Source organism: Starkeya nomas, assembly GCF_902703545.1.
Lineage (GTDB): Bacteria > Pseudomonadota > Alphaproteobacteria > Rhizobiales > Xanthobacteraceae > Ancylobacter > Ancylobacter moscoviensis.
Genome location: NZ_CACSAS010000001.1, coordinates 2,670,358 through 2,695,403 on the forward strand (window position 1 = coordinate 2,670,358; position 25,046 = coordinate 2,695,403).

At 66.9% G+C, this 25,046-nt stretch carries 22 protein-coding genes; 13 read left to right on the forward strand and 9 right to left on the reverse strand.

All coding sequences use genetic code 11. The annotated features are described in order from the left end of the window. Positions 1-50: 50 nt before the first annotated feature. From STARVERO_RS12880 to bioD, 3 genes are read left to right on the forward strand one after another with little or no spacing between them, the layout of a single operon-like run. A complete protein-coding gene (locus STARVERO_RS12880) occupies positions 51-617 on the forward strand; it encodes a biotin transporter BioY (RefSeq protein ID WP_159599222.1) in 567 nt (188 codons plus the stop codon). Continuing rightward, positions 614-1,708, forward strand: a complete 1,095-nt coding sequence (bioB, locus tag STARVERO_RS12885) for a biotin synthase BioB (RefSeq protein WP_159599224.1) — start codon at positions 614-616, stop codon at positions 1,706-1,708. Before STARVERO_RS12880 ends, bioB begins: the two co-directional genes overlap by 4 nt. Next, positions 1,705-2,346: a dethiobiotin synthase gene (gene bioD, locus STARVERO_RS12890; protein WP_159599226.1), complete on the forward strand. Its 642-nt coding sequence runs from the start codon at positions 1,705-1,707 to the stop codon at positions 2,344-2,346. The genes bioB and bioD overlap by 4 nt, the downstream gene beginning before the upstream one ends. Before the next feature lie 42 nt (positions 2,347-2,388). Here bioD and STARVERO_RS12895 read toward each other — a convergent pair whose 3' ends face one another. The 6 genes from STARVERO_RS12895 to STARVERO_RS12920 all read right to left on the reverse strand — a co-directional run bounded on the left by STARVERO_RS12895 (position 2,389) and on the right by STARVERO_RS12920 (position 9,055). After that, complete coding sequence (locus STARVERO_RS12895; protein ID WP_159599228.1) at positions 2,389-3,642, reverse strand: acyl-CoA dehydrogenase family protein; 1,254 nt, start codon at positions 3,640-3,642, stop codon at positions 2,389-2,391. 75 nt (positions 3,643-3,717) lie between these two features. After that, a complete protein-coding gene (locus tag STARVERO_RS12900; protein WP_144344558.1) occupies positions 3,718-5,133 on the reverse strand; it encodes an LLM class flavin-dependent oxidoreductase in 1,416 nt (471 codons plus the stop codon). A 36-nt stretch (positions 5,134-5,169) separates the two neighbouring features. Next, positions 5,170-6,438 (reverse strand): SfnB family sulfur acquisition oxidoreductase, encoded by a 1,269-nt coding sequence (locus STARVERO_RS12905; RefSeq protein WP_159599230.1) that lies wholly within the window; start codon positions 6,436-6,438, stop codon positions 5,170-5,172. 64 nt (positions 6,439-6,502) lie between these two features. Further along, complete coding sequence (locus STARVERO_RS12910; protein ID WP_210253538.1) at positions 6,503-7,330, reverse strand: MetQ/NlpA family ABC transporter substrate-binding protein; 828 nt, start codon at positions 7,328-7,330, stop codon at positions 6,503-6,505. A gap of 20 nt (positions 7,331-7,350) precedes the next feature. After that, positions 7,351-8,010 (reverse strand): methionine ABC transporter permease, encoded by a 660-nt coding sequence (locus STARVERO_RS12915; protein ID WP_159599232.1) that lies wholly within the window; start codon positions 8,008-8,010, stop codon positions 7,351-7,353. After that, complete coding sequence (locus STARVERO_RS12920) at positions 8,000-9,055, reverse strand: methionine ABC transporter ATP-binding protein (RefSeq protein WP_159599234.1); 1,056 nt, start codon at positions 9,053-9,055, stop codon at positions 8,000-8,002. Before STARVERO_RS12920 ends, STARVERO_RS12915 begins: the two co-directional genes overlap by 11 nt. Before the next feature lie 364 nt (positions 9,056-9,419). On the opposite strand from STARVERO_RS12920, the gene STARVERO_RS12925 reads away from it, so the two are divergent. The 9 genes from STARVERO_RS12925 (at position 9,420) to STARVERO_RS12965 (ending at position 17,250) form a co-directional block, all read left to right on the forward strand. Beyond that, positions 9,420-10,790 carry an LLM class flavin-dependent oxidoreductase gene (locus STARVERO_RS12925; RefSeq protein WP_159599236.1) on the forward strand — a complete coding sequence of 457 codons (1,371 nt, stop codon included), beginning with the start codon at positions 9,420-9,422 and terminating at the stop codon, positions 10,788-10,790. 248 nt (positions 10,791-11,038) lie between these two features. Then, positions 11,039-11,791, forward strand: a complete 753-nt coding sequence (locus STARVERO_RS12930; RefSeq protein ID WP_144344553.1) for a FadR/GntR family transcriptional regulator — start codon at positions 11,039-11,041, stop codon at positions 11,789-11,791. Then, a complete protein-coding gene (locus tag STARVERO_RS12935; RefSeq protein ID WP_340162843.1) occupies positions 11,788-12,735 on the forward strand; it encodes an NAD(P)-dependent oxidoreductase in 948 nt (315 codons plus the stop codon). The genes STARVERO_RS12930 and STARVERO_RS12935 overlap by 4 nt, the downstream gene beginning before the upstream one ends. A gap of 44 nt (positions 12,736-12,779) precedes the next feature. Then, positions 12,780-13,463: an amino acid ABC transporter permease gene (locus STARVERO_RS12940; protein ID WP_159601760.1), complete on the forward strand. Its 684-nt coding sequence runs from the start codon at positions 12,780-12,782 to the stop codon at positions 13,461-13,463. Between the two features lie 10 nt (positions 13,464-13,473). Beyond that, positions 13,474-14,136: an amino acid ABC transporter permease gene (locus STARVERO_RS12945; protein WP_144344550.1), complete on the forward strand. Its 663-nt coding sequence runs from the start codon at positions 13,474-13,476 to the stop codon at positions 14,134-14,136. 33 nt (positions 14,137-14,169) lie between these two features. Beyond that, a complete protein-coding gene (locus STARVERO_RS12950; protein WP_159599240.1) occupies positions 14,170-14,934 on the forward strand; it encodes an amino acid ABC transporter ATP-binding protein in 765 nt (254 codons plus the stop codon). Between the two features lie 34 nt (positions 14,935-14,968). Next, positions 14,969-15,769: a transporter substrate-binding domain-containing protein gene (locus STARVERO_RS12955; RefSeq protein WP_159599242.1), complete on the forward strand. Its 801-nt coding sequence runs from the start codon at positions 14,969-14,971 to the stop codon at positions 15,767-15,769. 69 nt (positions 15,770-15,838) lie between these two features. After that, complete coding sequence (gene rpiB / locus STARVERO_RS12960) at positions 15,839-16,285, forward strand: ribose 5-phosphate isomerase B (RefSeq protein WP_159599244.1); 447 nt, start codon at positions 15,839-15,841, stop codon at positions 16,283-16,285. A gap of 20 nt (positions 16,286-16,305) precedes the next feature. After that, positions 16,306-17,250, forward strand: coding sequence for a ribokinase (locus tag STARVERO_RS12965; RefSeq protein ID WP_159599246.1), 945 nt, complete (start codon positions 16,306-16,308; stop codon positions 17,248-17,250). Between the two features lie 42 nt (positions 17,251-17,292). Here the strand turns inward: STARVERO_RS12965 and STARVERO_RS12970 are convergent, their stop codons facing one another. Next, positions 17,293-18,615, reverse strand: coding sequence for a PQQ-dependent sugar dehydrogenase (locus tag STARVERO_RS12970; protein WP_159599248.1), 1,323 nt, complete (start codon positions 18,613-18,615; stop codon positions 17,293-17,295). Between the two features lie 455 nt (positions 18,616-19,070). Here STARVERO_RS12970 and STARVERO_RS12975 point away from each other — a divergent pair, with 455 nt between their 5' ends. Beyond that, positions 19,071-20,039, forward strand: coding sequence for a crotonase/enoyl-CoA hydratase family protein (locus STARVERO_RS12975; RefSeq protein WP_159601762.1), 969 nt, complete (start codon positions 19,071-19,073; stop codon positions 20,037-20,039). A gap of 48 nt (positions 20,040-20,087) precedes the next feature. Here STARVERO_RS12975 and STARVERO_RS12980 read toward each other — a convergent pair whose 3' ends face one another. Continuing rightward, positions 20,088-22,586: a sensor histidine kinase gene (locus STARVERO_RS12980; protein WP_159599250.1), complete on the reverse strand. Its 2,499-nt coding sequence runs from the start codon at positions 22,584-22,586 to the stop codon at positions 20,088-20,090. Further along, entirely contained in the window at positions 22,570-24,738 is a 2,169-nt protein-coding gene (locus STARVERO_RS12985; protein WP_144344543.1) for a GGDEF/EAL domain-containing response regulator, read from the reverse strand. The genes STARVERO_RS12980 and STARVERO_RS12985 overlap by 17 nt, the downstream gene beginning before the upstream one ends. Between the last annotated feature and the right edge of the window lie 308 nt (positions 24,739-25,046).

Genomic DNA, 25,046 nt, shown 5'->3' on the forward strand with positions numbered 1-25,046 from the left:
TGGATTCATTATCGATAGATTCGATAATTATCTATAATCTAGGAGTGATCATGAATCAGACTCTCGCCCTGTCGCCCCCGCAGCTTCGCTCGATGGCGAAGAAAGCCGCCGTGATCGTTCTCGGCGTCGCGCTCATCACGCTGTGTGCGAAAATCCGCGTGCCATCCTGGCCGGTGCCGATGACGCTGCACACGCTGGCGGTGATGACCGTCGCCCTCGCCGTCGGCCCGCGCCTCGCCACCGCGACCTTCCTGACCTATCTCGCTGTCGGCGCGGCGGGTCTGCCGGTCTTCTCCGGCACCCCGGAACGCGGCATCGGCCTCGCCTACATGGTCGGCCCCACCGGCGGCTATCTCCTGGGCTATCTCGCCGCGAGCTGGATTTCCGGCGCGCTGGCGGAAGGGCGTGGCACGCTCGGCCGCACCGGCGCCATGCTGGCCGGCCTTGCCGTCACCTATGCGCTCGGCCTTATCTGGCTGGCACTCTATGTTCCGGTTGCCGACGTCGTTCCGCTCGGCTTCACACCCTTCATCCTCGGCGATCTGATCAACATCGCCATGGTCGCGATCGGGGCACTGTTCGTTCCCCGGCGGTTGATCGGGAAGATCGGGCGGTGAGCGCTGTCCCTTCCTCGCCCGACCGACCCGAGGGGTCGGTCGGCTCCCGCCGCCCCCGTTGGACACAGGCGCAGGCACGGGACATCTACACCCTCCCCTTCCCCGAACTGCTCTTCCAGGCCCAGAGCGTCCACCGTCGCTGTTTCGATCCGGCAGTGGTGGAGACGGCGACGCTGCTCTCCATCAAGACCGGGGGCTGCCCGGAAGATTGCGGCTACTGCTCGCAAAGTGCCCACCACCGCGGCAGCGTGAAAGCGACAAAGCTGATGGAGGTGGAGGCCGTGCTCGCCGAGGCGCGGCGGGCGAAAGCGGGCGGCGCCACGCGCTTCTGCATGGGCGCGGCGTGGCGGAGCCCCAAGGACCGCGACATGGACGTGGTGTGCGCCATGATCGAGGGCGTCAAGGCGCTTGGCATGGAAGCCTGCGTCACGCTCGGCATGCTCACGCCCGCGCAAGCGGAACGCCTCGGCGAAGCGGGCCTCGACTACTACAACCACAATATCGACACCTCCCCGGCCTTCTACCCCCAGATCGTCACCACGCGGACGATGGAGGACCGGCTGGAAACGCTCGACCGCGTCCGCGCCGGCGGCATCAAGGTCTGCTGCGGCGGGATCGTCGGCATGGGCGAGACCATCGACGACCGCATCGCCATGCTGGTCACGCTGGCCGATCTCGACGAGCCGCCGGAGAGCGTGCCCCTCAACATGTGGCATCCGATCGCCGGTACGCCGGTGATGCAGAAGGCCGAACCCGTCGAGCCGATCACTTTCGTGCGGCTCGTCGCGCTCGCCCGCATCCTGATGCCGCGCAGCGTCGTGCGCCTTTCGGCGGGACGCAGCGCCATGAGCGACGAGTTGCAGGCCCTTTGCTTCCTCGCCGGCGCCAACTCCATCTTCACCGGAGAGGTGCTGCTGACCACCGGCAACCCGGCCCGGGACCGGGACGCCACCCTGCTCGGCAAGCTCGGCATGCGGGCAGCGGCGTTGCCCGAAGAGAACGCGGGTCTCCCGACACCATACAGCCCGGCGCAAAGGCCGGTCGCGCATCGACCCGCGCCCGTGACGCCGCTTGCCGGGGATACGCGGTGAACGCCCAGAGTGCCGGCGACACGCGCATCGTGGTCGCCGGCACCGATACGGACATCGGGAAGACCGTGTTCGCCGCCGGCCTCGCGCGCCGGACCGGCGCATCCTACTGGAAGCCGGTGCAGGCGGGCCTCGACGGCGAAACCGACAGCGAGGTCGCGAAAAGGCTCGGCGGCCTTCCGGCCGGACGGGTTCTGCCGGAAGCCTATCGGCTGTGCACCCCCGCCTCGCCGCATCGGTCGGCCTGCATCGACGGTGTGGCTCTCGATCCCAACCGCCTCGTCCCGCCGATGGTGACCGGCCCGCTGGTCATCGAGGGAGCCGGCGGGCTGATGGTGCCGCTGACCCGGCGGCTCACCTTTCTGGATGTCTTCGCCGACTGGCGGCTGCCGGTGATCCTGTGCGCACGCACCCGGCTGGGCACCATCAATCACACGCTTCTGTCGCTGGAAGCACTGCGCCGTCGATCCATCCCGGTCCTCGGCGTCGCCTTCATCGGCGATGCCGAGCCGGATACGCAGGAGATCGTCGCCGATCTCGGCGGCGCTGCCGTTCTCGGCCGCCTGCCGATGCTGGCGCCGCTTACGGCGACGACGCTGGAGGAAGCCTTTGCGGCGTCCTTCCCGCATCTTCCGATATGACGCCGCACGCGGAGCCTCGTTGGTCCGCGCGCGGCCTGCTCCTTATTCCGCCGCCTGACGGGCGGGCTCGGCGGCCGGCTGGCCGATCCGCCACTGATAGGGCGGCAGGGTGCCGTTGACGGCGAAGTCTCCGACGATGCGGTCCTTGTAGATGCGTGGATTGTGCGAGGAGAGCGTGCGCGCATTGCGCCAATGCCGGTCGAGACCGAGCGGCTTGCGCGTGGCGGAAGCGCCGAGCGCGTCGAACAGGCTGGTGGCGGAATCGAGCACGAGGCTCGTCACCACCGTCTGCGCCTGCGCGGTCTCCAGCTCGGCGATGGCGTTGGCATGTTCCTCGGCCTCGTCATTTCCCGTGAGACGTGCGTCGAAGGCCCGCTGGAGCGATTCCGCTGCCTTCAGCGCGATGGCACCCGCCGAATAGGCCGCACCGCGCGCGCGTCCCACCACCGCCAGAACCTGCGGGTCCTGGCTGGAACGGGGGCCGTTGGCATGGGTGTAGGTGCGATTACGCGCGCCCACCGCGCGGGCGACGTCGCGCGTAATGGCGCGTCCGATGCCGGCGATCGTGGCGAGATGGTAGAGCTGGTAGAATGCCGCCGAGTATTTGAAGCGGTCCTTGTCGTCCACCACCTCCTCGCGCGCCACCGGCACGTCCGTAAAGGTCGTGGTGCCACTCACCGAGAGAATCTGGCCGAAGCCGTCCCAGTCGTCGACGATCTTCACGCCCGGCGCGTCCGTACGCACGAAGACCGAGAGCTCCTCGCCCTGCGGACCGGTGACGCCGAGGTCGATCCAGTCGGCGTAGAGAGAACCGGTCGTGTAGTATTTGGCGCCGGTGACGGTGAGTTCGCCGCCCTTCTCGGTCAGCCGCGTACCGAACGCCTCGATCGAGGCATTGCCGGCCTCGGTCCAGGCGCTGCCGGTGGTCTCGCCGGCGGCGATGCGCTTGAACCAGCGCTCGCGGCGGGCGGCGTCCTTCGTGTTGAGGATGTCCTCGACCACGCCGAAATGCACGCGCAGCGCCTGCGTGACATTGGAATCCGCCTCGCTGAGCTCGATCAGCAGATTGGCGAGCTCGGGCAGGCTGGCGCCGAGCCCGCCCGCTTCCACCGGCAGGCGAACCGCACCGAAGCCGGCCTCCTTGAGCCATTTGATCGGCTCGAAGGCGAGCTCCCGTTCGAGCTCGCGCTGGACGGCGCCTTCCGCAATCCGCGCGAAGACCGGACGAAAATGGTCGGCCAGCGCCTCGTAGCGCTCGCTCGGGCCTGCACCCCAGGCGGAATCGATCTGGCTCATGATGTCGTCACCTTGTGAAGAGTGTCGGGAAGCGGCCCACCCGGACGAGGATCGACACCGGCGGGCCTGCGGAGTTCATTCGGCAGCCACCGCCCCTGAGGCCCGCTGCTCGGCCTCCCGGCGCTTGACCGCCTCGATGTCGCGATAGCCCTGCGCCGGATGGGTCGCCGGCAGGTAGGGCCCGTCGCCGAACAGCTTCTCGCGCAGCGTTCCGGGCCGGTAGGCCGTGGGGTACGCGCCGCGCTTCTGGAGCTCCGGCACCAGCAGGTCGACCACCGTCTCGAAACTCTCCGGCGTCACCGCATAGGCGAGGTTGAAGCCGTCGACATCGGTCTCCTCCACCCATTCCTGCAGGATATCGGCGAGCGTGGAAGGCGAGCCGACGAAGACCGGTCCGACGCCGCCAATGCCGCCCCAGCGCGCCAGTTCCTCGACCGTCCACGGCTTGTCCTTGCCGGCGAAGTGCTCGACCATCGAGACGATGGCGTTGGTCTCGACCTTCCTGAGCAGATCGGTCGGGGCATATTGGCCGAAATCGATGCCGCTCCAGCCCGACATGAAGACCAGCGAGCCGTCATAGGAAGCGTAGCTGCTGTAGTCCTCGAAGCGCCGCCGCGCCTTCTCGTCCGTCTCATCCACGATCAGGGTGATGAGATTGTAGATGTAGACCTTGCGCGGATCGCGCCCCGCCGCCGCGGCCTGAGCGCGGATATCCGCGACATAGGCCTTCAGCAGCGACTTGGTCGGCGCGCCGACGAACACGCATTCCGCATGGCCCGCGGCGAAGGCCTTGCCGGCACCGGAGGCTCCGGCCTGATAGAGCACCGGCGTACGCTGCGGCGAGGGCTCGGTCAGCCCATAGCCGGGAACCTCGAAATACTTCCCCTTGTGCCCGATTTCGTGAACCTTGGCAGGGTCGGTGAAGACGCGGCCGTCGCGGTCGCGGATCACCGCGTCCTCTTCCCAGCTGCCTTCCAGCAGCTTGTAGAGAACCTCGACATACTCACTCGCCACCTCGTAGCGGTTGTCGTGCCCGCGCAGACCACCCTGGCCGATGTTCTTGGCGCCGCTCTCCAGATAGGAGGTCACGATGTTCCAGCCGACGCGTCCCTTGGTGTGATGGTCGGCGGTCGCGAGGCGGCGGGCGAAGGTATAGGGGTGCTCGAAGGAGGTGGAAGCGGTGATGCCGATGCCCAGATGCTCGGTCGCCAGCGCGATAGGCGCGGCAAGCTGGAGCGGGTCATTGACCGGGATCTGCGCCGCCTCGCGGATCGCGTGCCAGTTCGACCCCTTGTAGACGTCGTAATAGCCGATCACGTCGGCGATGAAGATGCCGTCGAAAATCCCGCGCTCGAGCGTGCGGGCAAGGTCCTGCCAATAGTCGAGGTCCTTGTATTTCCACGACTTGTCACGCGGGTGCGCCCACAGTCCCGGCGACTGGTGGGCGACACAGTTCATGTCGAACGCATTGAAGCGGATGTGGCGGGACATGGTCGTCTCCCGTTGTTCCGGCCGCGCGGGCCAGCCTCAGATCCAGGAATGAAGCGGGGGGTGGACGCCGTTCAGGTAGAACTGGCCGACTGCGTGGTACTTCCACCGCACGGGGTCATGCAGCGTATGGGTGCGCGCGTCGCGCCAGAGGCGGTCGAGCCCATGGTGGGCGAGGCTCGCGCGGGTGCCGCCGAGCTCGAACAGCTTCGAGGTCGCCAGGAGCGCGATGTCGGTCGTCAGTACCTTCGCCTCGGCGGTCGCCACCTTGGCCAGCGCGATGCTGTCGAGGTTGATGTCCCGCAGCGTGGCGTCGATCTGCTCGCCGGCACGGTCGAGCAGGGCCTCGGCCGCGTGCAGCCGGATCGCCAGATCGCCGATGGCCGCGATGGTGTAGGGATCCTCCGTGGCCTTCTCCTGCCCGCTATCGATCCAGGGACGGGCTTGGTTTCGAACGAAATCGATGGTCGCTGCGAGCGCGCCCTTGGCAATGCCGGCATCGATGGCGGCCTGCAGGAGCTGGCTCTGCGGCCCGACGGCACTCGGATTCTCGTAGACGATGTGGGCCGGCAGCAAGCGCGAGGCCGGGATCACGACCTCCTCGATGCGGACCGTGCCGCTCGCCGTGGTGCGCTGGCCGATGCCGGACCAGTCGTCGATCACCTTGAGGCCGGGCGCGTCGCGCTCGGCGACCGCCACGACGACATGCCCCTCTTCATCGAGGGCGATGATCGGCACGAGATGGGCGAAGAGCGCGCCGGTGGAATAGAACTTCTCACCGCTGACCACGTAATGGTCGCCGCGTCGGACGATCCGGGTCGAGAAATCCTCGACATTCTTGCCCTTGAACTCGGAGAAGGCGTTACCGAGCCGATAACCTGCGAGCACGAGGCCGAACAGCTCGCGCTTCTGCTCCTCGCTGCCGGTCCGGCGGATGACGTCGATGATCTCAAAGCTGTTCTGCGCGATCTGGGTGAGCGAGGCGTCGCCCGAGGCGAGCTCGACGAACACCCTCGCCAGCGTGCGCTGGGAGACGCCAGCGCCGCCATATTCCCTGGGGATGGTGATCCCCCACAACCCGCTCTGCGAAAAGACATCGACCTCCTCGAAAGGCAGGCGTCGTTCAAGGTCGCGCTCGCGCGCGTCGCGGGCGAAGAGCGGCGCGAGGCTCTTCGCCACCGCGATCGCCTCGGCATCGTCGGCGATCACATGCGCGGGACGCGCGGGACGGGAGGGCACCCAGCCCGGCGCTCCCGGGGCCGGCGGCGCAGCGGGCCGGGGCGCGAAGGCAGTGGCGTCGATGCTCATGATGTCGATATCCGCTGGCGGGAAGGAGGAGGCGGGCACCGGCCGGGCGCCCGCCAGGACCGCATCAGAAGGCCGGATAGACCTGCCCCTGATAGCGCTCCTTGATGAATTCGCGGGTGGTGTCGGAGTTGAGCGCCTTGGCGAGAAGCTTGATCGCCGGGTCGTCCTTGTTCTCGGGACGGGTGACGAGGTACTCGCCCCAGACCTTCTTCCCGTCCTGACCGCGCTCGATGTAGAGCGACTTGTTCAGGTCGAGCTTGGCTTCCAGCACGTAGTTGCCGTTCAGCGCGGCGAGATCGACCTGCGAGAGGGCGCGCGGCAGGATCGCCGACTCCAGCTCGACGATCTTGAGGTTCTTCGGATTCTCCAGAATGTCCTTCTGGCTGGGCAGCGGGTCTTCCGGCGTGTCGAGTTCCGCCTTGCCCTTCAGCTTGATCAGGCCGAGCTTCTGCAGCAGCAGCAGGCCGCGCCCGCCATTCACCGGATCGTTCGGAATGGCGACCGTGGCGCCGTCCTTGATCTGATCGACCGACGTGATCTTCTGCGAATAGGCGACGAAGGGCTCGACATGCACCGGCACGATCGGCACCAGCGCGGTGCCGCGCTCGCGGTTGTAGTCGTTCAGGAACGGCCGGTACTGGTAGTAGTTCGCGTCGAGCTGTTTGGAGACGAGCTGCGCGTTCGGCTGGATGTAGTCCGAGAACACCCGGATATCGAGCTCCAGCCCGTCCTTGGCGACGATGGGCTTCACGAACTCCAGGATCTCCGCATGGGGAACCGCGGTGGCGCCGACCACCAACTTCTCACCGGCGAAGGCCGGAGCGCCAAGCAGGGCAACGGAGAGGACGGTCGAGGCGAGGGTCTTGAAGAGGCCGGTCTTGAACGGGCTCATGACATGCATCCGTGGCTGGATCATTTGCGGGAAAAGTGAAGGACGAGCCGGTTTCCGGCCGCCTGAAGAAGCTGGACGAGGACGATGAGCAGGATCACCGTCACCACCATCACCTCGGTCTGGAAGCGCTGGTAGCCATAGCGGATGGCGAGATCGCCGATGCCGCCGCCGCCGATGGCGCCCGACATCGCCGTGTAGTCCACGAGCACGATGGCGGTGACGGTGATGCCGGCGATGATGCCGGGCAGCGCTTCCGGCAGCAGGGCGCGGAAGACGATCTGCCCGACGGTGCCGCCCATGGCCCGCGAGGCGTCGATGACGCCCCGGTCGACCTCACGCAGCGCGGTCTCGACCAGGCGCGCGAAGAAGGCGGTGGTGCCCACCACGAGCGGCGGGATCACGCCGCGCACGCCGAGCGAGGTGCCGGTGAGGATCGTCGTCACCGGCATCAGCACGATGAGCAGGATGATGAAGGGCACCGAACGCAGGATGTTCAGCACGAAGGACAAGGCGCCGTAGATCGCGCCCTGCTGCAGAAGCTGCCCCCGGCCGGTGAGGAAGAGGATCACGCCGAGCGGCAGACCGAACAGCACGGTGAAGAACAGCGCGCCGCCGAGCATGGCGAGCGTATCGAGCGCGGCATAGCCGATCTGGACCCAGTCGACGCGGTCAAATGACATGGGCCAGCTCCCGGATGCGGGCTTCGGCGGGTATGGCCGCAGCGGATCGGTCGTAGAGCGCCTCGACATCGATGCCTGCCGCGTCGAGGCGCGCGAGAGCGCCGGCCACGTCGCCGCCGCTGAACGCCACGTTGAGCTGTGCGAAGGGTTGGTCGCGGATTGATCCAATCCGACCGCCGATAATGCTGAAATCGACGCCATGCTCACGCGCCAGCACGCCGAGGATGGGGCTGTGTGTCGCCGCGCCCAGAAAGGTCAGCCGGTGGATAGCGCCGCGGCCGGGCGAAACCCCGCCGTCCTCTTCGCGCGCGGCCTCGCGCACCAGGGCGAGCGTCGCGGGGTGGCGCGGATGCAGGAACACTTCCTCCACCGGCCCAGCCTCCACCACCCGCCCGGCGTCGAGCACCGCCACGCGATCGCAGATCTGCCGCACCACATCCATTTCATGGGTGATGAGCACGATGGTCAGGCCCAGCTCGCGATTGATCTCCGAGAGCAGCCGCAAGACGGAGCGCGTGGTCTCGGGATCGAGAGCGCTCGTCGCCTCGTCGCAGAGCAGGATGGACGGGCGGCAGGCGAGTGCGCGGGCGATGCCCACGCGCTGCTTCTGCCCGCCGGAAAGCTGGCGCGGATATTTCTGCGCGTGCTCGGAAAGCCCCACGCGGGCCAGCAGTTCGGCGACGCGCGCCTCGATCGCGGTGCGGCTGCGCTCACCGGCCAGCTGAAGCGGAAAGGCGACGTTCTGGGCGACCGTCTTGGCGCTCAGCAGGTTGAAATGCTGGAACACCATGCCGATGCGGCGGCGAAGTGCGAGAAGTTCGCGTCCGCGCACCCCATCGGTGGTGCGTCCATCGACGGCCACGAGGCCGGCATCGGGGTGCTCCAGCAGGTTGATCAGACGCACCAAGGTCGACTTCCCCGCGCCGGACGCCCCGATGATCCCGAAGACCTCTCCGCGCCGGATGTCGAGATCGACCGCGCGCAACGCCGTGGTCGAACGCGCGCCGGCGGCATAGGTCTTGGTGACATTCTTCAGCGAGATCATGGCTGCGAAATCGGGGCGGTTGCCGTCGTGAGAAAAGGGACGCGACGCGCCCCGGACCGGACTTCAACGGCAGGCACAAATCCGTGCGGCGCACGCTGCGGGAGCCCTGACGCCGGACGCCGGAACGCCATGAAACCGGCCGTTCCGAGGAACCGGCCGACACACCAGCGATGCGCATGTCCTGCGGCGAAAAGGCATCATGATTGACGTCTCTATGACTTTAATACACTAAATCGATAAACTATTGGCAATGTCAAGCGAAACACTCGCCTGCCTCTCGGCTCTCTCGTCAATGCTTTGAAATGACGAGGAATTTTCCGGCACCCCGCCTTCTACCGAAGGGTGCGCGCCCAAGGAGACCGTCTTGTCCCGCGAAATCCGCTTCAACGCCTTCGCCATGAACTGCGTAGGTCACCAGTCGCCCGGCCTGTGGCGCCATCCGCGCGACCGCTCGGCGGAATATCGACACCTGCACCACTGGCTCGAACTCGCCCGCACGCTCGAGCGGGGGCGGTTCGACGGCATCTTCCTCGCCGACGTACTGGGCGTTTACGATGTCTATGGCGGCACCCCTGATGCAGCCCTGCGCAGCGCGGCGCAGGTGCCGGCGAACGATCCCTTGCTGCTGGTTCCCGCCATGGCGGCGGTCACGGAGCATCTCGGCTTCGGCGTCACCTCGACACTGACCTATGAGCCCCCCTTCCCCTTCGCTCGGCGCATGTCGACCCTCGACCATCTCACCGGCGGGCGGGTCGGCTGGAACATCGTCACCGGCTATCTCGCCAGCGCGGCACGGGCGGCCGGCGGTGAAAAGCTGATCGCCCATGACGATCGCTACGACATCGCCGACGAGTACATGGAACTTGTCTACCGGCTGTGGGAGGAGAGCTGGGACGCCGACGCCGTGCGCTGCGACCGGCAGGCCGGCATCTTCACCGACCCCGCCAAGGTCAGGCCCATCCGCCATGAAGGCGCGCACTTTCGGCTGGACGCGATCCATCTCTCGGAACCCTCGCCGCAGCGAACCCCGGTGCTCTACCAGGCCGGCAGTTCACCGCGCGGGCGGGCTTTCGCGGGCCGTCATGCCGAATGCGTGTTCGTCTCCGGCCCTTCGACCGCGGTAATCGGTCCGCGCGTCGCCGCGATCCGCGAAGCTGTACGCGCCGCCGGCCGCGATCCGGCCGCCGTCCGTATCTTCAGCATGATGACCGTGATTCTCGGTGCCACCGATGCGGAAGCGGCTGCGAAACTCGCCGAATACAGGTCGCATGTCAGCCACGAGGGCGCGCTGGCGCTCATGTCCGGCTGGACCGGCGTCGACTTCTCGCGCCTGAGCCTCGACGATGAAGTGCGTCACGTCGAGAACGACGCCGGACGCACCGCCATGGACAACATCACCCGCGCTGATCCCGACCGGGTATGGACGGTGCGGGAAGTCGCCGAGCATGTCGGCATTGGCGGCATCGGCCCGGTCGTCACCGGCGGGCCGGAAACCGTCGCCAATGCCATCGAGGCCTGGGTGGATTCTACCGGCGTCGACGGACTCAACCTCTGCTATGCCGTGATGCCGGAAACCTTCGAGGAGATTGCCGACCTGCTCGTCCCCGAGCTGACCCGGCGTGGCCGCTACAAGCGCGCCTACACGACCGGATCGCTGCGCGAGAAGCTCTTTGGCGAAGGCCCCCGCCTCGCCCTGCCGCATCCCGCCGCACGCACGAGGCCGGTAACGGCATAACGCACCCATGGCTCGGTATCGAACCTCTCGCCGGCAGGCGGCCGCCTGACAGGCCGCTCCGCCACTACCAGCAACCCCGCTACAACCAGTGGCAGGGCGGTGCTCCGCACCTGAAAATCCTTACATCTTAATCGGTTAGAAAAAGTCGAACCCGACAACTCGGCATCCCGCCGGCGCCCATTCGCCGCCGCACGGGTTGACGTGATGGCCGTGGTATGCACACTGGTCTTACCACGGCATGACAAGACATGAGCGACACGTTCGAAATCACACGGCTGGATGAGCAGGGCGGCAAGGGCTTCGAGAAGGTCTTTGCCTTCCTGCGGGAACGGCTTCTGGCCGGCTCTCTGAAGCCGGGCGACCGGCTGATCCCGGAGCGCGAGCTCGCCGCACAGCTCGGCGTGAGCCGCCCCATTCTGCGCGAGGCGCTACGCGCGCTCACCGTGCTCGGCATCGTCGAGATCCGCGACCGCGTCGGCACCATCGTGCGGCGCCCGGATATCTCGGTGCTGAACGACTTCTTCACTTTCGCGCTCTCGCACCGCGCCGATCTGATGGACGACGTGATCCAGGCCCGCGTCGCGATCGAGTGCCAGGCTATCCGCCTCGCCGCCGAGCGCGCGAGCGTGTCCGATCTCGAGCGCCTGCAGGTCGCCCTGCGTCGGATCGAGGAGACGATCGACGACACCGAGGCCGGCGGCCGGGCCGACTTCGAGTTCCACCGCGCCATCGTCCGGGCCAGCGGCTCGGAAACGCTGGCCGTGCTCTACGACTCGATGGCGGCGGTGCTCACGCGCTCGCATCTCGACCGGCGTCACCTCGTGCGCCTCTTCGACATGCGCACCTATCTCGTCGAGGACCACAAGCGGGTGTTCGACGCCATCGTCGCCGGCGACCCCGAGGTCGCCGACCGCACGCTTCGCGAACACTTCGCGATAGGCGACGAGTTCCGCCGCAAGCTGGCCATCCAGGGAGGACGCGCCGCCGGCAAGCTCGACTGACGCATCGAACGACAAGCAAAAAGAAGGAAGTCATGGGACGGAACAACCAGGGACACGTCGGCTTCATCGGCCTCGGCACGATGGGTCGCGAGATGGCGCGCAATCTCATCGAGGCCGGCTTTACCGTGCGCGTTTTCGACGTGCTGCCGAACGCCGTCGCCGAGCTCGTCGCTCTCGGCGCGGAGCCGGCCACCGGCCCGGCGGATGCCGCCCGTAATGCCGACGTCGCCATCACCATGCTCCCGGACACGCCGCAGGTCGAGGAGGTCGTGCTCGGCCCCGGAGGCCTTCTTGCCGATCCGCCGCGCGGCCGACTCGTGGTCGATATGAGCACCATCTCACCCGTCGCGGCGCGGCGCATGGCCGACGAATTGAAAGCCGCCGGCATCGACATGATCGACGCGCCGGTTTCCGGCGGCCCCGTCGGCGCCAAGAACGGCACGCTGTCGATCATGGCCGGCGGCGACGCCGAAGCCTTTGCCCGCGCGACGCCCTTCTTCGAAGCGATGGGCGCCACCATCAACCATGTCGGCGGCCCCGGCTCCGGTCAGGCGGTGAAGCTGTGCAACCAGCTCATCTGCGGCATCAATATCCAGGCGATCTGCGAGGCCATCGCGCTCGGGCGCGCGTTCGGCGTCGACCTCGATCAGATGCGCGGTGTTCTCCTTGGCGGCTCGGCCGCCTCCTGGATGCTCGACAAGCTCGGGCCGTCGATGATCACCGGAGACGCCTCCGCCGGCTTCCGCATCGATCTGATGCTGAAGGACCTGCGGCTGGTGCAGGAACAGGCGCTCGCTTTGTCGGTGCCGCTGCCGGCGACCGCGCTGGTCACAAGCCAGTATGTCGAGGCCCGCGCCCATGGCGAGGGGACGAACGGCAATCAGGCGCTGTTCCGTGTCTATGACCGCATGGCCAACCAGCCGCGGCATCCCGGCAACGGCTGACGCCACAAGCACGCATTCTGGACAGTGAGGTGGGGTTCTCCACCATGGGTCTTGAACTCGATTTCTCGGTCGTTCTCGACCGCTGGCAGAGCCTGCTCGACGGAGCAGCGCTGACGCTGGAGCTCGCCTTCATCGCCGTGATCTGCGGCGCGGTGATCGGCGCCTTCGGTGCCATCGGGCGGCGGGGCGGCAACCTCCTCGTCGCGCGGCTCTGCGGCGCCTATGTCGAGGGCATCCGCAACACGCCACTGCTGGTGCAGATCTTCCTCGTCTATTTCGGGCTTTCCAGCCTCGGGCTGAAGTTCTCCGCCTTCACGGTCGCGGCGGTGGCGCTCACCATCAATGTCGGCGCGTACACGACCGAAATCATGCGCGCCGGCTTCGATTCGATCCACAAGGGTCAGATCGAGGCGGCGGAAGGCCTCGGCCTGTCAAAGGCGCAGGTCTACTGGCATGTCGTGCTGTGGCCGGCGATCGAGCGCGTCTATCCCGCCCTCACCAGCCAGTTCGTGCTGCTGATGCTGGCCTCGTCCGTCACCTCGCAGATCTCGGCCGAGGAACTGACGGCGGTCGCCAACTACATCCAGTCGGAAACCTACCGCTCCTTCGAGACCTACATCGTCGTGGCGCTCATCTACGTGGTGCTGTCCTTCATCATGCGGCTCGGCTTCTGGCTGCTCGGCCTCGCGCTGTTCCCGCGCCGGCGCCGCCTCGGCACCCCGCTGTGAGGAGAGGACCATGGGCGGCACTCTGAATCTCAACCATCTCCTCTTCCTCGGCCACGGCGCGCTGTGGACCATCGGCCTGTCGGTGATCGCCCTCATCGGTGGCGGCGCCGCAGGCTTCCTCATCGCGCTTTGCCGCGTCTCGCCGAGCCGCCTGCTGCGCATCCTAGCCGCGACCTATGTGCAGCTCATCCAGGGTACGCCGCTGCTCGTCATCATGTTCCTGTCCTTCTTCGGGCTGGCGGCGATCGGGCTCAACATCTCGCCTTTGCTCGCTGCCGGCGCCTCGATGACGATCTTCGTCGCCGCCTATCTCGGCGAGATCTGGCGCGGCTGCATCGAGGCGGTGCCGAAGCCCCAGTGGGAGGCCGCCGAAGGCCTCGCCCTGTCGCGCAGCCAGCGCATGGTGAAGGTGATCCTGCCGCAGGCAATCCGCATCGCGACCCCGCCCACGGTCGGCTTCATGGTGCAGATCATCAAGAACACATCGCTCGCCTCGGTCGTCGGCTTCGTCGAACTGACTCGCTCCGGCCAGATCATCAACAACTCGCTGTTCGAGCCCTTCCTCATCTATTCGATCATCGCCCTCGTCTACTTCTCGCTCTGCTACCCGCTCTCGCGCCTCAGCCGCCGGCTGGAGCGAACGGCCCTCCAGAAGAAGCCGGCACTGGCCTGAAGCCGGCCCTCGAGGAACGCGAAGGAAAACGCCATGAACGCCCATACTCTCCCTCCCGTTTCAGCCGGTACCGCCCCGGTCGTCGCGCTGCGCGACGTGCACAAGAGTTTCGGCCCGCTGAAGGTGCTCGACGGCGTGAGTTTCGAAGTGGCGCGCGGCGAGGTGACGGTGCTGATCGGCCGTTCGGGCTCCGGCAAGAGCACGGCGCTGCGCTGCATCGACCGGTTCGAGACCATCGACAGCGGCGAGATCGAGGTGTGCGGTCTGCGCGTCGACAATCCGCAGCTCGATCTCAGGGCCCTGCGGCTGGACGTCGGCATCGTCTTCCAGAGCTATAACCTGTTCCCTCACCTCACCATCGAGGAGAACATCACTCTCGCTCCGCATTCGGTGAAGAAGGTGCCGAAGAGGGAAGCAAAGACGCTCGCCGCCAGGGTGCTGGAGCAGGTCGGTCTCGGCGACAAGCTCCATGCCTATCCCGAGCAGCTCTCCGGCGGTCAGCAGCAGCGCGCGGCCATCGCCCGCTCGCTCGCCATGCAGCCCAAGGTGATGCTGTTCGACGAAGTGACCTCGGCCCTCGACCCGGAACTCACCGGCGAAGTGCTGAAAGTCATCGAAGCCCTCGCGGCGGACGGCATGACCATGGTGATGGTCACCCACGAAATGGGCTTCGCGCGCGGCATCGCCGACCAGGTGGTGTTCATGCACAGGGGCAAGGTCCACGAGGCCGGCCCCGCCGACATCCTCTCATCGCCCGCCACCCCGGAACTCGCGCAGTTCGTCGGGACAGGGCTCTGAGCCGACAAAGCAAACGAACCAAAGGGAGAGACGCATGCTCAAGCATTCCGTGCTCGCCGCCGCGCTGGCGGCCGCCTGCCTGCTCGGCGGCACCGCCGTCCGGGCCGACCAGCTCGACGACATCATGGCGGCGAAGAAGATCCGCATCTCGACGGATCTCGCCATTCCCCCGTCCGGCATGATGGACGGCAGCATGAAGCCCGTGGGCTCCGACGTGGAGACCGCCGAGCTGCTGGCCAAGGACCTCGGCCTCGAGATCGAGTGGGTACAGACCACCGGCGCCACCCGCATTCCGAACCTGCAGACCAACAAGGCCGACATCGTCATCTCGACGCTCTCGGTCACGCCCGAGCGTGCCAAGGTGGTCGACTTCACCGCGCCCTACGCCGCGCTTCAGTCGGTCGTCGGTGGCCTGAAGACGCTCGACGTCAAGAACTGGGACGACCTGAAGGGCAAGACCATCGCGGTCTCGCGTGGCACCACGCAGGACACCGCGCTCACCAACCGCGCCAAGGATGGCGGCGGCTTCAACGTCGCCCGCTATGACGACGACGCCACCATGGTGACCGCCGCCGTCACCGGCCAGGCCGACTTCGTCGCCACCTCGGCGACCATCGTGAACCAGGTGGGCGTGAAGAACCCCGCCCGCGCCTTCGAGCCGAAAGTCCTCATCACCACCTTCGATCTCGCCATGGGCGTGAAGAAGGGCGAACCGCGCCTCGTCGCCAAGCTCAACGAGTGGATCGCTGAGAACATCAAGAACGGCAAGCTGAACGCGATCTACAAGAAGTATCACGGAACCGATCTGCCCGAGAACATGCGCGGCGCGAGCTGACCCCCAACCGATCCCGGCGGCGCCCGCTTTACGGGCGCCGCCTTTTCCCGACCCCAAGAGGAATAGAACATGCGCCTCGTCATTGGATCCGATCATGCCGGCTGGTCGCTGAAGGGCGCCGTCATCGACCACGTCCGCAGCCTCGGCCATGAGGTGATCGACGTCGGCTCGTATGACGACAAGCCGGTCGACTTCCCCGACATCGCCCGGCAGGTCGCCGCCAAGGTCACCTCCGGCGAGGCCGAGCGCGGCATCATGGTCTGCGGCACCGGCGTCGGCGCCTCGATCGCCGCCAACAAGATGAAGGGCATCCGCGCCGCGGTCTGCCACGACATCCATTCCGCCCATCAGTCGGTGGAGCACGACGACGTCAACGTCATGTGCATCGGCGCGCAGATCGTCGGACCGTGGCTCGCCAAGGACCTCGTCTCCTCCTATCTGACCGCCGAATTCTCCACCGACGAGGACTTCCGCCGTCGCGTCAAGAAGCTGCACCAGATGGACGCCGAAGGCTGAGCGGACAGCGGAGCGTACACATGACGGCGCCTGCCCAGCGGCCTCGCATCCTGGTTTTCGGCTCGATCAACATGGATCTCGTCGCCTCCGTGGCGGCGATCCCCCGTCCGGGCGAAACCGTGCTCTCCGCCGGCTATCGCACGCTGTATGGCGGCAAGGGCGCCAATCAGGCCGTCGCCGCCGCCCGCATCGGAGGCTCGGTGGCCATGATCGGACGGGTCGGGCGCGACGCCTTCGGCGAGGCATGCCGCGCCAATCTCGCCGGCAACGGCGTGACGACCGATCACATCGCCGCCGGCGAGGAGCCGACGGGCTGCGCCTTCATCACCGTGGATGCCACGGGCGAGAACGCCATCACCGTGGCGAGCGGCGCCAATGGTTCGGTCCGTGCCGGCGACCTGCCGGACGCCCTCGTCGACGGAGAGACCGTCGCGGTCATGCAGATGGAGGTGCTTCTCTCCGCCAGCCTGTCCGCGGCGCGACGCGTGAAGGCCGCGGGCGGGCGGGTCGTCTGGAATCTCGCTCCGGCCCCCGCCGATCTCACCGCCTCGGATCTCACCGACCTGCTCTCGGTGACGGATATCTTCATCGTCAACGAGATCGAGGCGCTGATGGCGGCGGCGAGGCTCGGCGCCCCCGCCGATATCGAGGACGCCGCCCGGCTTCTCGCTGGCCGGGGCAACGTCACCTGTATCGTCACCGCCGGCTCGGCAGGTGCTATCGCCCATGACGCGCAAGGCACCCGCCTTCACGCGCCGGCCCTGCCGGTGAAACCCGTGGACACTACCGGTGCCGGCGACACCTTCGTCGGCATTCTGGCGGCGGAACTGGCGGGCCATAGCGGGTTGGGAAATGCGCTGCGGCTTGCCTGCGCCGGCGCGTCGCTCGCCTGTCTGTCCCAGGGCGCCCAGAACGGCATGCCGACGCGCCGCGAACTCGACGATTTCCTCACCGGTAGCCGCTAGCAGCCGACGATCCGGGTGGGACGGGGCCGCTGGCCCCCTCGCTCACACCGGCGTCACGCGCCAGATGCAGTCACCGACGTCATCGACGACCAGCAGCCCCCCGCGCTTGTCGACGAGAACGCCGACCGGGCGGCCCAGCGCCTTTCCATCGACGCGGAAGCCGCCGAGGATCTCCTCCGGCGAGCCAGCCGGCACGCCATTTTCAAACGGGATGAAGATGGCGCGGTAGCCCGACGGCGGGTTCCGGTTCCATGAACCGTGCTGGCCGATGAACACGCCGTTCCTGAACCGCGCGCCGAAGCGGTCGTCGTCGACGAAGGTCAGTCCCAGGGAGGCGGTGTGCGAGCCGAGCGCATAGTCCGGCTTCAAAGACGCCGCCACGAGGTCCGGTCGCTGCGGCTTCACCCGCTCGTCGACGATCTTGTCGTAGTAGCAGTAGGGCCAGCCATAGAAGGCCCCGTCCTTTACCGAGGTCATGTAGTCCGGCACGAGGTCGTCGCCGATCTCGTCGCGCTCGTTCACGCTGGTCCAAAGCTCCCCCGTCACCGGGTTCCAGTCCATGCCGACCGGATTGCGCAGGCCGCCGGCGAAGACGCGCACGGCGCCAGTCGCAATGTCGACCTCCAGAATGGCGGCGCGGTTCACCTCCTCCTCCATGCCGAACTCGGCGACATTGGAGTTGGAGCCGACGCCGACATAGAGCTTGGTGCCCGCCTTGTTGGCGACAAGGCTCTTGGTCCAGTGGTGATTCCGCCCGGCCGGCAGATCGCAGACCTTCACCGGCGGTGCGTCGATGCGTGTCGCGCCCGGCTCATAGGGAAAGCGCACTACGGAATCGGCGTTGGCGACGTAAAGCTGGTCGCCCACCAGCGCCATGCCGAAGGGCGAGAACAGGCTCTCGAGGAAAGGTAGCTTGATCTCCGCCACGCCATCGCCGTCGTCGTCGCGCAGCAGGGTGATGCGGTTGGCGCTTTTCACTCCCGCGCCGGCCCGCACCATCACGAAGCCCATGGCCCACCAGCGCAGACTGAAGATGCCGGCCGGCAAGGGGGGCGCGGCCGTCTCGGCGACGAGGATGTCGCCATTCGGCAGCTCATAGATCCAGCGCGGATGGTCGAGCCCCTCGACAAAGGCCTCCACCTTGAAGCCGGGCGCCGGCTTCGGCTTCTGTCCCGCGCTCCAGCCGATCGCCGGCGCGATCTTCATGATGGGAATGAGCGTCGGCTTGGGCTTGGGCAGCTTGGGCAGATCGCCATAGCCCGCCTCTTCCGCGAGCGCCGGCGACTTGCGCAGATCGGTGAGCAGATGAATCGCGCCGGTAATGCACGCGCCCACAAAACCGCTGATCTTCACATAGTTGGCCATGATCGGCTCCGGCTAGAGAGGTGCCGTCATCTGATCCCGGAAAGGTACGGACACGCAATCCCCGGCTGACGATGCCCCGCCCATCTTTGCGGCACTTGGTGGTTGGCCTGCGGCATCATGCACAGATCTTTGGCCGACCGCCGGTTTTGGTAGCTCAGGCACGTGCGAGATCGCACCATCATATGACTATCATGGCACCATCAATCGTCGGCCCGGCCGGCGTGATCCTTGCCGGCAATCGCGCGCCAGCTTGAAAACGCGTCCTTCATCCAGCGGGACCCGGCGCGGGCAGCACAAATCTATGTGCGATGCGCATCCTTTTTGCAGCCAGACATGTGGCAGCCACCTTTAGTTTCTGGCCCTCGTCATGTGTTCCGCGCCTAATAGAACTGCTGTCCGTTCGGCATTATTCCGCGCGGCGCCTCTTCGACTTCCCCCGACAAATGGAGAAAAAGATGACCTCACTTGGCATGAAAGATGAGTTCGCGGCGCGTGTCCGCGTGGCTTCCGCCTCCGGCAGCCTCTTGAAGGCACAGGCGGCTCAGGCAATCAGCGGTATTGGCTACGACAACCTGCGCCTGGAAATCGACACGCTGAACGCAACCTGCTGGTGCTTCATGCAGCCGGTCGACAAGCCCTCTTATACGCATGAACTCATGCACGACATCAGCCGGATGCAGACGGCGATCACGCGGACCTTCGCCGAGCTGCCCGAACCGGCAGTCGCCCCCTTCTCCTGGTTCGTCATGGCCTCCGCCGTGCCCGGCATCTACAATCTGGGCGGCGATCTCGGCCATTTCGCGCAGCGCATCCGCAGCGGCGATCTCGATGCGATGCGCCGTTATGGCCACGTCGCGGTGAAGGCGATTCACCGCAACGCGGTCGCCTTCGATTCACCCATCGTGACCATGGCGCTGGTGCAGGGCGACGCGCTGGGCGGCGGCTTCGAGCATGCTCTCTCCTTCGACCTGATCATCGCCGAGCGCTCCGCGAAGATGGGTCTGCCGGAAATCCTGTTCAACATGTTCCCCGGCATGGGCGCCTACAGCTTCCTGTCGCGCCGCATGGACCGGAAGAGCGCCGAGGCGCTCATCCTGTCGGGGCGCGTGCATACGGCGGAGGAGCTTCACGAGATGGGCGTCGTGGACGTGCTGGCGGAGGATGGCCAGGGCCAGCAGGCAGCGGTGGAGTACATCTCCCGCCACAACCGGAAGCACAACGCCCACCACGCCGTCTATCGCGCCCGTCGCCGCGTCAATCCGGTGACGCTCGATGAGCTGATCGATGTCGTCGACATCTGGGCCGAGGCCGCGCTGAACCTCACCGAGGCCGATCTGCGGAAGATGGACCGGCTGTGCGCCGCCCAGAACCGCCGGCTCGCGGGCCTGCAGAGCGAGGTGCCCATCCTCGTGGCGGCCGAATGACCTGGATCGGCGATGCATCCTCTGGATGCATCGCCTACCTCCCGTTCTTCAGCCGAGGCCGGCTTCGCGCGCCGAATAGGCGCGCATGGCCGCCTGCGTCCGCTTCAGCTCCGCCCTGGCCTGCCGCGTGAATTCCGCGGCTCCCGCCCGCAATTCATCCCCGCGCAGATCCCTCCACGGCGCGCATACCCGACCGAGCGCGAGTGCACCTATATTGGCCGAGCTGCTCTGCAAGGCATGCGACTCGCTTCGGAATGCAACCAGATCGCCCTCGGCCGCACTGCGGCCGAGCCTGTCCAGCATGGCCTCCGCGTCGACGAGATAGTCTTCCATCAGCTCCACCAGGAATTCGGAACCACCGAGCTTGCGCAGGTTCTCGACAGCCTTTTCATCCAGGCTGGGCGGAGCATCCATTTGGACGAGCGTCGGCCGCGGCACGAGGCGCGGAAGCGGGCTCGGTCCGTCGCCGAGCGCGATCTTGTCGATGACTTCCAACAGAGCGGCCGGCTCGACGGGCTTGATGAGGCATTCGTCCATCCCGGCGTTCCGCCACCGGCTGTCGGTTGACGCGGTTGCGTCGGCCGTCAGGCCGACGATGGGAATCCGCCGGTCGCCGGTCGCCATCATGCGGTAGAGTCGGGTGGCTTCCAGACCATCGGTATCGGGCATGTTGAAGTCCATCAGCACGATATCGATCTGCTCCGCCTTCTCCTCCAGAAGGTCGAGCGCTTCATCGCCGGTTTCAGCCAACAGCACGGAATGCCCCGCCCCTTCGAGGATACGGGAAAAGACTCGCTGGTTGATGCGATTGTCGTCGGCCAGCAGCACACGGCGCGGCCTTCCCGGACGCACCGGCCGCGGCGGCGCGACCGTACTGGAAGAAGGCGCGGCCAGCTCGCAGGCGATCGTCAAGGCGCGACGCAGCTCGATCTGCGCCGGATGCGCCGACAGGCGACTGACGCCACGTTGCCGCGCCGCCATGGCCGGCAAGCCCGCCGGGACCTGCGGCTCGATCAGCACGGTCTTGGAGGAAGGCCCGGCCGGACCGGAGATGAGCGGCAGATTGCGGCAATCCGGCTCGAAGAGCAGGCGTATGGCGCCCATCGCTTGCGGCGGGAACATGCGTGCCGGCCCTTTTCGGGGATCGGCGATGAAGGGGGTGATGCCCAGCGCGGACAGGCTGTTCAGCAGGTCGGCCAACGGGGCCACATCCCGGCAGACCAGCACGACGCCGCTCTCGCGCCAGGGCTCGCGCGACGTCAGCCCCTCGTCGTCAAGCGCCGAGACGGGGACGTTGAAATGGAAGGTACTGCCCTCCCCGAGCGTGCTTTCCACCCCGATCGAGCCGCCCAACAACCCCACCAGCCGCCGGGCGATGGCAAGGCCGAGCCCCGTACCGCCGAAGCGGTTCATGATGCTTGGGTCGGCTTGGGTGAAGTCCTCGAAGATGCGTTCCTGATCCTTCGGCGCGATGCCGATACCGGTATCGGTGATCTCCATGAGCAGTTGCAGGCTGCCGTCCTCTCCCGGCTCGCCGTCCACCGCGATGGTCACGCCGCCCTCGCGGGTGAACTTCACCGCGTTGCCGACCAGATTGACGAGGATCTCGTGAAGATGCTGCCGGCTCCCCTGCAGACGCAGCGGAGTGCGGGGAGTGACATGGATGTCGAAGCCCAGCCCACGCTCACGCACCTGGCTCTCCACCATCCGCCGCGCATCGACCAGCAGCGCAATGAGATCGAACTCCTCCTTCGCCACCGGCATCCGCCCCGCCTCGATTCGGGAGAGGTCTAGGAGGCTGGTGATGAGCGACTGTAGCGAGCGGGTGGCGACGGCGACGGTCTCGACCATCTCGCGCTGCTCGGCCACCAGCGGGCTGGCGCGCAGGAGGCCGGTCATGCCGACGATGGCGGTGAGCGGCGTGCGCAGCTCGTGGCTGACGCTGGCGAGGAACAAGCTCTTGGCCTGACTGGCTTCTTCCGCCGCCTGCGTCGCCAGCGAGAGCTTGCGGATCAGCGTACCGGCATAGGCCGGCAGGATCACCAGCCCGCCCAGCAGCCCCGCCGACAGGTGCCATTGCTGGTACCAGAACGGCGTCGTCCATACCACGATACCGAAACAGACCGTAGCAACCGGGATAGCGATCGCCAGCGAGGCGAGGCCGAAGCGGAAGCCGTTGCCGAAGATCACCCAGAGATAGATCGGGAAGAACAGCGCCGCGACCTCGCCCCCCAGATGCAGCTGCCAGGAGAGGAAGCCGCAGTCGAGCAGCAGCGCGAACAGGCGCCGGCCGCGCGACACGCCGGGATAGAGGATGATGTGGCCGAGCACCCCCAGGGCGAGCGGGATATAGAGCGCCATCACCGCCAGCGCGCTGCCGAGATCGCTGCTGCTGCGGTTCACCAGCAGCACGATGACGATGATGAAGGCGAAGACGAGCCGGTTGAAGCTCATCTCGTGTTCGCTGTCGGGCCGGTTGCGCAGGCGCGACCCGATCCAGCGCAGCGGCGCGGTCAGGGAGCGGAGCATGCTAGCGGCGGCCCGCATGCTCTTTCTCCGTCGCCGGCGCACCCCCGGCCTCCCCGAGGCCATGCTGCGTCAGCCAGACGGCAAAGGCCTCGGACGGGATCGGCTGGCTGAAATAATAGCCCTGCACCTCGTCGCACCCTTCCGAGCGCAGGAGCGCGAGCTGCGATTCCTCCTCCACCCCTTCGGCGAGCACCTGAAGGTGCAGGATGTGGCCGAGATCGATGATGGTGCGCACGATGGCCAGCGCGGAAGGATCGCTGCCGAGATCCTGCACGAAGGAGCGGTCGATCTTGAGCCGGTGCAGCGGGAAGCTGCGGATGTAGCTGAGCGAGGAGTAGCCGGTACCGAAATCGTCCACCGACAGGGTCACGCCCAGCGCGCGCAGGGACTGCATCTGGGTGACGATCTGCTTGTCATAGCCGAGCAGGATGCCCTCGGTCAGCTCCAGCTCCAGCGAGGTCGGACGCATGCCGCTCGTGCGCAGGGCCTCGCGGACCAGCGTCTCGACCCCCTCGCGCCGGAACTGGATGGGCGACAGGTTGACGGCGATGCGCAGGTCGCCGAGGCCCTCGGCGCGCCACGCCGCGCCCTGCCGGCAGGCCTCGTTCAGCACCCATTCGTTGATGGGGACGATGAGGCCGGTCTCCTCCGCCAGCCCGAGAAAAGCGTCGGGCGCCAGCAGGCCGTGCTGGGGATGCTGCCAGCGCAGCAGCGCCTCGGCGCCGACCACGCGGTTGCTGCGCAGGTCAATCTGCGGCTGGTAGTGGAGAAGGAACTCCTGACGCGACAGCGCGCCCCGCAGGTCGCTCTCGAGCTGCGCCGTCTGGCTGGCGCGCGGGCGCATGTCGGCGGCGAAGAACCGCCAGGTGCCGCCACCGATGGACTTGGCGAGATACATCGCCTGATCGGAATTCTTGAGCAGTTCGTCCGGGTCGGTGCCGTCGCGCGGCGCGAGGGTGACGCCGATGCTGGCGCCGATCTTCAGCGCGTCCGGGGTATCGTCGCCATTGCTCAGAAGATCGAGGATCGACTGCGCCAGACGGGCCGCGTCGTCCGGCCCGTCAATGTCCGGCTGCAGGATGGCGAACTCGTCGCCGCCCAGACGCGCCACCGTGTGGCTGGGACCGACCAGCTCGGTCAGGGCCTGGGCGACGCGCTGCAGCAGTTCGTCGCCCTGATGATGGCCGTGGGCGTCGTTGATCGCCTTGAAGCGATCCAGATCGATGAAATGCAGGGCGAAGTTCTGGTCGCCGCGCCGCCCGCGCGCCAGCTCGCGGCGCAGATGATCGCGCAGCAGCATGCGGTTGGGCAGCCCGGTGAGGGAATCGTGATTGGCGATGTGCTCCAGCCGCCGCTCGGCATGGCGCCGCTCGGTGATGTCGATGGAGGTGGTGAGGATGTTGACGATCTCGCCCGAGGCATCGCGCAGCGGCGCCTTGCTGGTGAGATAGATGCGCGGCTCGCCATTGGGCGCCAGCGCCTCCTCCTCGCGGGTGGGGATGGCGCGGCCGGTCTTCATCACGAGCTGGTCGAGCCGGCGGCTGATATGGGCCCGCTCCTCGCCCAGCAGCGCCTCGATGGGCTGGCCGACCACATCGGACGGCGCCTTGCCGACGAAGGCGGCCTGATGGGCGTTGACGAACACGCAATTCCCGTCGCGGTCCGTCGCGTTGATCATGGCGGGCACGGTATCGATGACCTGCGCCAGGGCCTCGCGGCTCTCGCGGAGCTGAAGCTCCTTGGCGGAGAGGCTGAGCTCGAGAAGATCGGCGCGCCGCGCCAGCAGGATCTGCTGCGAGCGAAGCCGGAGCAGATTGCGGGCGCGGGCGAGGAATTCGACGTGGTCGACCGGGCTGAGCAGGAAATCCGTCGCCCCCGATTCGAGCGACGTGACGCGATATTGCTGATCGTTATAGGCGGTGATGACGATGATCGGCACGTCGCGATTGCCGCTGGTGGCCCGTACCGCGGTGGTGAGTTCCGCGCCGGACATCGTCGGCATCTTGTAGTCGGTGATGATCAGATCAGCCGTGTTCTCGGCCAACCAGTCGAGGGCCTTTCGCGGGTTTTCGAAAGACCGGACATTGACGTTCGATTCGAGCTGTCTGGACAGTCTTGAATAAATGCGCCGGTTGGTCGAGCTGTCGTCGATGATCAGTATTGCAGGCATCAGCGTTCGCGCCACCGGACACACAAGAAGCTACCCAAGCTAACCAAAACCCGGCGCGCCGGATAGGCCGGACAACATGCCCGGCATTCCGAAAACAGCCGCAGATTCGAAGCAGATTCAGCGCCCGGAAGCCTGCCGGACGGCGCGCGATTCAGGCCCCGGCGGCGCCGGCTATCGGCGCGGCGCAGCGGCATGGCAGGTCTTTCTGTCGGCAGATGGCGTGTCGCCACTTTATTCCTGCGCCCCCGGCGGACGAACCGACCCGACCGGCTCCGCATCGCGGACGTGATGACCCCGAACGCGGTTTT